Genomic DNA, 7,344 nt, shown 5'->3' with positions numbered 1-7,344 from the left:
GCGTCTCTCGTGTCCACATCGTTAATCTGAATCACGAACCAGAGACCAAGGAAACTAAATTCTCAAACGGACTCTTAGAACTTGCGTGCGTTCCATCAACTTATCCTCCTGAGCCTGTCGTAACGGGCGCAGTCGGCGACCGGCTCATTGGCGAAGCGCATCCAGGATTTGCAAGATCGCAGCGGGCAGAACCCATGCGCGGAACCGAGGACCGTTGCGCAGAGAAGTTGCCTGGCGGGTCTCTTCTCAACATAATGGAGCGATTGGCAGCCAGCCATAAACGCCTTCCAACTCGGCTTCGCGAAATAGGGAAATACACTATCCGAGAACGGAGTTGATGGCTGCTGCAATAGCAGCATCGCTAACGGGCTTGCGCACGATGGTTATGTCACAAAGCTTTTCGGGAATGAGCACCCTGTCGCTATAACCTGTGGTGAACAGAAAAGGAATCTTCAGTCTGAGAAGTAATTCGGCGATATTCTCCGAAGTACGGTCCCCCAGATTAAAATCAAGGATCACTAGATTGGGTTTCGATCTTTCAATAATCTCAAATGCCTCTGGAGCGTTAGAGGCAAGATTAATATCTTCCGCACCAAATCTCCGCAACGTGTTTTCCATATCAAGAGCGATCAGGCTCTGGTCTTCGACAACCAAAATCTTCATTCCGTTCATATGAACTTTCTCAACAACTCCTTTTTGAAGATCTGGCGTAATTAACTCATCGGTCAATTTCGTCACATATAAAGATGGAACAGAAAACTGTGCCCGAAGTCCATCCCGGTGGTATTCGATCTTGGCTTTTCCGCGGAGGTCGTACTCAAAAGAATTTCGAATTAGCTTGCTACCGAATCCGGTCTGTGAGGGCCAAGTAACGGATGGCCCTTCGGTCTCGCTCCAGAAAATTTCGCAGTCGCCGGAGGCTTGCTGTTTCCACCTGATAGTCAGGCGTCCTTGTGGAATTGAAAGCGCGCCATACTTCGCCGCATTTGTTATCATCTCGTGAAAGACCATGGCGATAACGCTGAATGCGCGTTGATCGAGATGAACCGGTGGACCTTCCAGAGTTATGCGACCAGGGGCATCACCATAAAGGTTGACCTCGGTTTTGAGCAAATCTGCTAGCGAACCGCCGTTTTTGCCATCCAAAGACAGGTCGTGTGCCGATGCGAGCGCACGTAATCGTCCTTCAAGCGTTTGAGCGTAATCAGCAACATTTGTCGCGTTAGCTCCCGTCTGAAGCGCGATTGACTTCACCAGAGAAAGAATATTTTTCACACGATGATTGAGTTCGGCGTTTAACACCTGGCGTCGCTGTTCGGTTTTCGCTCTTTCCTGTTCAGACAACTCATTTTGCCGAAGTATAACGTCACGCAAATAGGTGCCAATCGACTGAGCCACCGAAAGGTCTGTTGCTGTCCAGGGCGTTGAACGCCCGCGAACTTCTTCCCGCCAGGTATCAAAGCTGCCTCTCGGCGTTAATCTGGGGCCGAAAGGCGTTTCAACTGTGGTTTTTACCGGCTCGCCCGCCCATTCGATAGTGTGCGCCTCTTCATTGCGGAACAAAACAAGATAATCATTGAACGCCATCGAAAGTGGTATTGCCAGCACGCCTGCAACGCTTCCGGCATAATCGGCCAAGTGGGCCCTGATTTCCTGGCTTGCCCAAAGCTCGCGTGGTGATTGACGGCCTGCGATTTCGAGTACTTGGCGAGCTTGATGTTCGTTGAGTACCTCGCCACTTTGAAGCCACTGCCCATTCATCCATAATGCAGCTCCGTTGCCGCCAACCAATTCGGAAAACCGGCTGAGTTGTTCCCCCAGACTATCGCGAATTTCGTCACTGATGCTTAATTGGGATACGATCGCGTCGAGCTTTTCTCGTGCGTCCGCGGTGAGTTGCAATGTTTTGCGTCTTTCACAATCGGCAATATGTAACGAAAAATACTGCCCGAACAGTTCAGCGCCTATGCGTAGGGGAAGAGGGGTGACTTTAGGGCTGTCGTGATGACAAGATATCAGGCCCCATAATGCTCCATCAACGACAATCGAAATCGACAACGAAGCGGAGACACCCATATTCTGCAGGTACTGGCAATGGATCGGGGAAACACTACGCAACTGTGCAAAGGACATGTCGACAGGGGGTTCGTCTGCCGCCAGTGAGGGACAAAGTGCGATCGGCTGATAGGACGTGTCGGAAATCATCCTTATTGTATTGATAAGATAAAGACGCCGGGCTTGAACCGGTATATCCGACGCCGGAAAATGTTGTCCCATAAAGCTGCCAAGCATGGGAGACTTTGCCTCTGCGATGACGCGACCGGCTCCATTATGGAGAAATCGATAAACCATCACGCGGTCGTAACCCAGCATTGCTCTTACAAGGCGCACGCCCGTTGCTGCAGCTTTGTCTACCGTTTCCTCGCGACCAATGCGATGAATGACGCTGCGTGTGAGATCAAGCGCCTGACGGGCACTTTGCCCACGATCCGCGCAGGGCTCTATTTCGACGAATGTTCTTCCCTTGTGTGTATGGATCACAGCGTCAAAGAGCAGGGATTTGCCTGGAAAGCGCAGGCCAAGTACGACAGATGACAAGCCCGGCTCTCTCGCTTTTGCGGCTGCATTACGGAAATCATGGGCATTTTTCTCGCCAACAATCAAAGAAATGGCGATGCCAGGGATCAAATCCCCTCTATAGCCCGTTATGCATGGAATATTGGCAGAAGCAAAAAGGAGATTTTGGCCAGACTGATCCATAACCAGCATTGCACCGTGCGGTTGGATCGAACCTGGAATGTGGATTGGTTCGCGGTCACAATTAGTGAGATTGACAGGTTCGGACACATCCATTGCGGCAGAACTTTCCCGGACTTAACCGTTCGTGAGCGCACCTTTTCCAGGATTGCTAAATTATCTGAGAGCTGAAAACGGCAAGACGTTGTGACCGCTGACAAACGAAAACATCCATTGAGATTGTATTATTAATGATGGAGCACACAAACAAACACGTCTTTTCAATGGGTTACGTTAATTACGTCTAAAAGTAACATAGACCGAAAGGATCGTCCGTCCACTATTGGACACAACGGTCGCGAAAAGAGGAACTCGACTGTATGAATTTAACATCGACCCACGAGATGTCGGGCAATTTGCTTCTGATGATGCTCAATGAGGAGGACCGACAAAAGCTGCTGCCGCATACGGTCTTCTACGAACTTGAAGCGGAGGCTGTTTTGCAGAAGGCGGGAGATGACGTTGTTCACACATGGTTTCCGTGCGGGGCAGCGCTCGCGAGTTTTCAGCGCTGGGTCGATGAAGACAATAGCGCCGTCGAAATCGCGCTGATCGGAAGGGAAGGGGCTGTGGGGGGGATTGTGTCGAACGGAAGTCTGCCCGCCTATGCCACTGCCATCGTTCGTAACTCGGGAAGTTTTGTCAGGATCAAAACGGCCGCACTCGAACAGTTGAAGCTGGATTCCATTTCGCTTCGGCACTGGTTTTCCCGCTATTCTGATTGCCTGATGGCTCAGGTATTTCAAACGGCTGCGTGTAACGCGACCCATACCATAACCCAGCGAACTGCCAAATGGCTGCTAGCAGCAGCAGAACGAACCGGCACAGATCAATTTGAGATGACGCACGATCAGTTGTCAGAAATGCTGGGAGTTGGCAGGACTTTTGTAACGCGCATTATTGGTCAATTGCGTAACGAGGGCATTATTGCCACCAGACGCGGATTGTTCATCATAAATGATAAAAGCGCTTTGAAGCGCAAATCCTGCAGATGTACGCAGGAAATCGAGGAGCATTACGACGCCGTAATGCACGGAATTTATTCATGACGTTTTCCTCGTTCACTGCTTGAACTGCTCACCATCTAGAAAGCCTATCTGGCAATGTCGGCAAAACGATATTACGTAGTCTTTACGAGCCTAACGAACGATGGAAATTTTTTCTAATGACCCAACACACTGTCCCGCAACGCCGTTGGGATTTGAAAGCCGCTACCGCGCCCCACCACGACAGAATTGACAGACTTGGTTCGTTATATGGCATGTTCGATTCATTGAATGCCTACAGGAAATATCTAAAGGCCACCTGGCACAGCAGATTGATTCTGGAAACATTGCTGGATGAAAGTGAACTGAAAAGAATATTCTCAGACTGGGATAAACATAAAATCCAATGTGACCTTCAACAGGATTACGCGGACCTGTCCGACGGGGAAGAACTGAAGAGACCGGAATTGAAGTTCCCCGTTGGAACGCCTGTTGATTTGCCTGCCGCGATTGGCACGCTATACGTGCTCGAAGGTTCCGCATTGGGGGCGACATTTCTCATCCAAAAGGCTCGATTGCTTGGTCTTGGCGACGAGTTTGGTGCGCGTCATTTAGCAAAACAGGTCGGAAATCTAGCTGGATGGAAGAAGACCGTTTCTTTGCTGGAATCCGTACCGCTCGACAAAGAGGATGAAAAGCGGTGCATTGAGGCGGCGATTTACAGCTTTCGTACGTTTGAGATCAATTACGAGAAAGCATTTGGTGAGCCATAAGATCGCGGGTAAAATAAGAGCTTGTTCAGCTGTTATGAATTCACTTAGCTGATGCATGATTTATTGCTAAAAAATCAGAGTTCGAGAGTGCTGCTTGCGATGACGCCCTACATTTGAAATCTGGTGTGATCCAGATTAAATCTGTTTGCGTATAATGCTGATGAACACAAAAGTTTCATTCCTCTCGCAACAGTGGCACATGGAAGCTCAGCATAATTTACAGGTTCTGGCTTCGCTACTTCTGAGCGGATGGGGTTTAATACGGATGAATGGACAGACCGCACCTGAAGACCAGCCCTCAATGGAGGAATTGATGCTGGCGGTCAGTTCCCGACGCGATGTGGACGCTTTCGAGGTGATTTTCAAGCATTTCGCACCCCGGGTGAAGGCTTATATGGCCAAACTGTCTGCTGATGCGCAAACAGCGGAAGAATTAATGCAAGAGACTATGATTGCGGTCTGGAACAAGGCAGATCAGTTCGATGTTGCCAAAGGAGCCTTGTCCACCTGGATTTTCACCATTGCACGAAACCAACGCATCGATGCAGTGCGACGCGCCCGGCGCCCGGAGTTCGACCCAACCGATCCGGCCTTTGTGCCCGATGAGGAACAGCCCGCTGACCTGAGGATTGCCGAGCGGCAATCCGCCAGCCAGTTGCGCGCTGCAATGGCCGACTTGCCGAAGGAGCAATCCGCCTTGCTTGAACTCGCTTATTTCGAGGAACGCACGCATAGCGCCATCGCAAAGAAGCTGAACCTCCCGCTTGGTACGGTTAAATCCCGCCTGCGGCTGGCATTCAACAAATTGCGCGCAGCGCTCGATAATTCGGGAGCGCATTGATGGATATCAAGCATCATTTGAGCGACGAACTCCTTTCAGGCTATGCTGCGGGCACGTTGGCCGAGGGTTGGAGCATCGCAGTCGCCACTCATCTTGCGCTCTGCCCGGCCTGCCGTTCAAGGCTCAAGCAGTTTGAACAGATTGGCGGTCAGCTTCTTGACGCGGTTGAGCCGCAGAAACTCGAAGCATCCACATGGGATAGTTTCAAAGACAGGTTGCAGAAGACACCGCAATCAAGGGAACCTTCGGCACCGCGCTTCGAGATAAAGCAGCCTGCCGTGATACCGGAACCACTGCGATCCTACGTCGGTGGCGATTTGCCGGACCTGAAATGGAAATCTCTTGGCCGGGGTGCCTATCAGGTGTCAATTGAAACTCGGGACAGCGAAACGCAGGTTCGACTTTTGCGAATTCCCGCAGGAAAGCCGGTGCCAGAACATGGGCATGGCGGTCGCGAACTGACATTGGTGTTGAGCGGCAGTTTCCATGATGGAACCGGGCTCTTTGCGCGCGGTGACATTGAGGAAGCGGATGCTGATCTCGTGCATCAGCCGATTGCCTCATCGGATGGCGACTGCATCTGTCTTGCGGTGACTGACGCACCGCTCAAGTTCCAGAGTTGGCTTATGCGGCTTGTGCAGCCATTGATTGGTATCTAAAGAAAAGGCGGCATGATTGCCGCCTATTTGATTAGTTCAACACGACAATTGCCGTGTTCAAAGCTGTCGCCAGCGATAGCCATATGAGGTAAGGCACGAATAGCAGTGCCGAGATGCGATCCGGTTGCCATGCGCGAATGATAAACAAAAGCACACAAAGCCAGACGCCGATGATCACGACAAGCCCCAGCACGGTCATGTGAGCGCCGAAGAAAATAGGCGTCCAGACGAAGTTCAATACCATCTGGCCAAACCACGGTCCGCGCCGCCGCCAACCACGATCGTTTATCCATGTGCGCCAGCCTGCAGTGGCAATGAAGATATAAAGTATCGTCCAGATGGGGCCAAAGGCAGCGTTAGGCGGGGTAAACCAAGGTTTTTGAAGCGCTGCATACCATTCGCCCGGCGGAAAACCGATACCGATTGCCATTCCTACAACAATGATGACGAGGACGAAGGCGGCCAGGAGACCCCATTTTTGCATATTCTTACTCCAACCTAGCCGCTGATCCGCGACGTAACCCAATAGCCAACATAGGCTGACGTGGTAGACAGGACAGTGCCCCAGACCATGTCTGCGATTGTCAGGGTCCATGACCAGTTTTTCAAAGTGGCCTGATTGGTCAGATCATAAGTCGCATAAGCGACAAATCCGAGAAGCGCCCCGTGAACGAGTGTGACTGTACCACTACCGGCCAGAAGTCCGGGCTTGACCGCGAAGAAAACCAGTCCAAACACGAAAATCACATAGAAAACGACAGCTGGTGCGAGACGAAAACCCGGCGCAAGCATGTCACCCATGACAGGGCGGTAAAACACGTTCGCCATATTGGACAACCAAAAGGAGTCGATTGCCAGAAATGCAACCGCTGTCACCACATAGGCTATGAGATAATCTTTCATCGATAGCTCGCTCTCTTACTTGATGCGGGTCCAGCCCACATTGCGACACAGGAGACCAGCCAGAACGCAGCCATTGGTCGTCATAGTGTCGCCGTCAACTTTCACGCTAATCTTGTAGGTCAGCTTGCGTTGCGGATCGAAAGCCGTACCTGAATATTGCCCGTCCGCAGTTTCGTTGATGCTCATCACCAGCCGGTCGCCGGTTTTCTCTTTTGGTGTTCCGGGCTTGATCCAGGTGTTGGTCGCGCAGATATCCTTGCCGCATCCCGCAACTCTCACCCGCGCGTTGCCATCTCCGCGCGCCCAGTTACCGTTGATCTCATCCGGCTGCGCCGAGAAGGGAAACAATACCATCATCATGCCGACCGTCAGTATCCATTTCATCG

At 51.4% G+C, this 7,344-nt stretch carries 8 protein-coding genes; 4 read left to right on the top strand and 4 right to left on the bottom strand.

Annotated features, from left to right (window positions below; all coding sequences use genetic code 11):
• Nucleotides 1–318: 318 nt before the first annotated feature.
• Nucleotides 319–2,853 carry an HWE histidine kinase domain-containing protein gene (locus FIC94_RS17865; protein ID WP_140025861.1) on the bottom strand — a complete coding sequence of 845 codons (2,535 nt, stop codon included), beginning with the start codon at nucleotides 2,851–2,853 and terminating at the stop codon, nucleotides 319–321.
• Between the two features lie 263 nt (nucleotides 2,854–3,116).
• Between FIC94_RS17865 and FIC94_RS17860 the strand changes: the two genes are divergently transcribed.
• The 4 genes from FIC94_RS17860 (at nucleotide 3,117) to FIC94_RS17845 (ending at nucleotide 6,055) form a co-directional block, all read left to right on the top strand.
• Nucleotides 3,117–3,845 carry a Crp/Fnr family transcriptional regulator gene (locus FIC94_RS17860; protein ID WP_109365780.1) on the top strand — a complete coding sequence of 243 codons (729 nt, stop codon included), beginning with the start codon at nucleotides 3,117–3,119 and terminating at the stop codon, nucleotides 3,843–3,845.
• Between the two features lie 116 nt (nucleotides 3,846–3,961).
• Nucleotides 3,962–4,555 carry a biliverdin-producing heme oxygenase gene (locus FIC94_RS17855; RefSeq protein ID WP_140025860.1) on the top strand — a complete coding sequence of 198 codons (594 nt, stop codon included), beginning with the start codon at nucleotides 3,962–3,964 and terminating at the stop codon, nucleotides 4,553–4,555.
• A 301-nt stretch (nucleotides 4,556–4,856) separates the two neighbouring features.
• A complete protein-coding gene (locus FIC94_RS17850) occupies nucleotides 4,857–5,396 on the top strand; it encodes a sigma-70 family RNA polymerase sigma factor (protein WP_114217186.1) in 540 nt (179 codons plus the stop codon).
• On the top strand, nucleotides 5,396–6,055 hold the full coding sequence (locus tag FIC94_RS17845) for a ChrR family anti-sigma-E factor (RefSeq protein ID WP_140025859.1): 660 nt from the start codon (nucleotides 5,396–5,398) through the stop codon (nucleotides 6,053–6,055). Before FIC94_RS17850 ends, FIC94_RS17845 begins: the two co-directional genes overlap by 1 nt.
• 31 nt (nucleotides 6,056–6,086) lie before the next feature.
• Here the strand turns inward: FIC94_RS17845 and FIC94_RS17840 are convergent, their stop codons facing one another.
• The 3 genes from FIC94_RS17840 to FIC94_RS17830 are packed head-to-tail and all read right to left on the bottom strand — an operon-like array spanning nucleotide 6,087 to nucleotide 7,342.
• Complete coding sequence (locus FIC94_RS17840; protein ID WP_140025858.1) at nucleotides 6,087–6,539, bottom strand: TspO/MBR family protein; 453 nt, start codon at nucleotides 6,537–6,539, stop codon at nucleotides 6,087–6,089.
• A 14-nt stretch (nucleotides 6,540–6,553) separates the two neighbouring features.
• Nucleotides 6,554–6,958: a DUF2177 family protein gene (locus tag FIC94_RS17835; protein ID WP_140025857.1), complete on the bottom strand. Its 405-nt coding sequence runs from the start codon at nucleotides 6,956–6,958 to the stop codon at nucleotides 6,554–6,556.
• A gap of 15 nt (nucleotides 6,959–6,973) precedes the next feature.
• Complete coding sequence (locus FIC94_RS17830; RefSeq protein ID WP_140025856.1) at nucleotides 6,974–7,342, bottom strand: DUF2147 domain-containing protein; 369 nt, start codon at nucleotides 7,340–7,342, stop codon at nucleotides 6,974–6,976.
• Nucleotides 7,343–7,344 lie beyond the last annotated feature (2 nt).

This window comes from Ochrobactrum teleogrylli (genome assembly GCF_006376685.1).
In the GTDB taxonomy this organism is placed as follows: Bacteria; Pseudomonadota; Alphaproteobacteria; order Rhizobiales; family Rhizobiaceae; genus Brucella; species Brucella teleogrylli.
This window is presented reverse-complemented; position numbering and strand designations above follow the sequence as displayed.

Excerpts from the sequence above, each read along its gene's own strand:
- FIC94_RS17830 (WP_140025856.1), bottom strand. The coding sequence starts at position 7,342 with ATGAAATGGATACTGACGGTCGGCATGATGATGGTATTGTTTCCCTTC.
- FIC94_RS17840 (WP_140025858.1), bottom strand. The coding sequence starts at position 6,539 with ATGCAAAAATGGGGTCTCCTGGCCGCCTTCGTCCTCGTCATCATTGTT.
- FIC94_RS17835 (WP_140025857.1), bottom strand. The coding sequence starts at position 6,958 with ATGAAAGATTATCTCATAGCCTATGTGGTGACAGCGGTTGCATTTCTG.
- FIC94_RS17860 (WP_109365780.1), top strand. The coding sequence starts at position 3,117 with ATGAATTTAACATCGACCCACGAGATGTCGGGCAATTTGCTTCTGATG.
- FIC94_RS17865 (WP_140025861.1), bottom strand. The coding sequence starts at position 2,853 with ATGGATGTGTCCGAACCTGTCAATCTCACTAATTGTGACCGCGAACCA.
- FIC94_RS17845 (WP_140025859.1), top strand. The coding sequence starts at position 5,396 with ATGGATATCAAGCATCATTTGAGCGACGAACTCCTTTCAGGCTATGCT.
- FIC94_RS17850 (WP_114217186.1), top strand. The coding sequence starts at position 4,857 with ATGGAGGAATTGATGCTGGCGGTCAGTTCCCGACGCGATGTGGACGCT.
- FIC94_RS17855 (WP_140025860.1), top strand. The coding sequence starts at position 3,962 with ATGACCCAACACACTGTCCCGCAACGCCGTTGGGATTTGAAAGCCGCT.